Origin of the sequence: Pedobacter sp. HMWF019 (assembly GCF_003061025.1) — a bacterium.
Lineage (GTDB): Bacteria > Bacteroidota > Bacteroidia > Sphingobacteriales > Sphingobacteriaceae > Pedobacter.
In genome coordinates, this window is sequence record NZ_QAIL01000405.1 from 7,524 (window position 1) to 8,971 (window position 1,448).

The 1,448-nt window shown below is 35.3% G+C and carries 1 protein-coding gene and 1 pseudogene; one reads left to right on the forward strand and one right to left on the reverse strand.

Annotated elements, in window-relative coordinates; translation table 11 throughout:
* A pseudogene (locus DBR11_RS30290) lies at positions 1 to 328 on the forward strand (hypothetical protein); the annotation flags it as partial.
* A gap of 1 nt (position 329) precedes the next feature.
* Here DBR11_RS30290 and DBR11_RS21810 read toward each other — a convergent pair.
* A partial coding sequence (locus tag DBR11_RS21810; protein WP_146186625.1) for a glycosyltransferase family 4 protein occupies positions 330 to 1,448 on the reverse strand: 1,119 nt, incomplete at its 5' end.

Genomic DNA, 1,448 nt, shown 5'->3' on the forward strand with positions numbered 1-1,448 from the left:
GGTTAAATATAGACAACATACTTCTGCAAGTACCGATATTTTGAAAAGGAAGGGGATAAAGCGCATTAAAAAATCCACAGCCGATTATCAGAAACTTCTAACAAGATTAGGAATTTTTAATAATTTTAGTTTCAATAAGTACCCTGCTTTTACATCGAAGATGCTACACCTGTTCCAGAACAGTGCTCATCAGTTCCTCAACTTTAAACTCCTGTTTTTCTTTATCAAATACCGTAAAATCTTACTCTATATGCAAGTAAAAAGCTCAGCAAGTAAAGCAAACTATATTCTTAAATTTCTATGGGGAAATAAATTAAAGGGAATTTAGCTTACATCAGTAGCTCATTTAATAGTCTTTCAAAGTGCGGCAATTGAAACTCAGAAGTATACTTCAATACATTTTGCCTGGATTTTTCGAGATCAATAACCGGTCGTTCATGGAAAATATGCATGCCCGAAATTACAGCATTAATATCCATTGTATTGCTCAATGCACCATTCTCCTCATTAATAATCTGACCTAATATGCCTGTATTGAATCCTACAACGGGCTTTCCCAGATAAACAGCCTCTACTGCAACTAATGAAAACGACTCTTCTCTTGATAAGATTAACATTCCGTCAGCAAGCTCCATATAATTATAATAATCAGCAGATTGCCCCCCTGGAAAAAATAATTGATTTTTATATTTTTCGGCAACAATTTGTTCTGCATAATATTGCAGTCCTGTATCAAGTTTACCCCCTATCCAAATAATTTTTACAGATTGACCTTTAAAATGTTCAAGAACGGGAATGATCTGATCTAATCCTTTCATGTAAGAAATTGTACCTGAAATAATCCAAACAAAATCACCCGGATTAATCCCCAGATCCCTTCTCAGTTCACCAACCCTATTCAAATCCGGCTTTATTCCTGCTGCATCTATAAAACTATATTGTAGCCGTACATCCCGGTGTCCAAGATCCAAAACTCTGTCACAAACTTCTTCAGAACATCCGATGCAGACATCAGAGATAGAAATGACATCTTTTAAGTTATTATATCTTATTAAATTATAGGCCTGCAGAAGCTCATGAAAATGAGTAACGATTTTGACGTTGCTTTTTTTTGCTGCACCATAAGATCCAGGCACAGTGATCGTATTTACATACCATAAATCAGCCTTAAATTTCTTTTGCAATCTGGATAACTGGTAACCTACCGGATGGATACCAAACATTTTTAAGATTCCTCTAAATAGTTTAAGATACCATACCTTACTATTCCGATAAGAGACGGCTGTTTTCACATGAGGCGGCAGTTTATTTAATAACTCCCCCATTTGCTCCGAAAAAAGATAGATTCTGTATTCTTTCGGATCAAGGTGATTCAAAAGGTACCATAGAATCATTTCCGAGCCCGTTCTTCCAAAAATAGGCGTAATGAACAATATTTTTTTCATAAC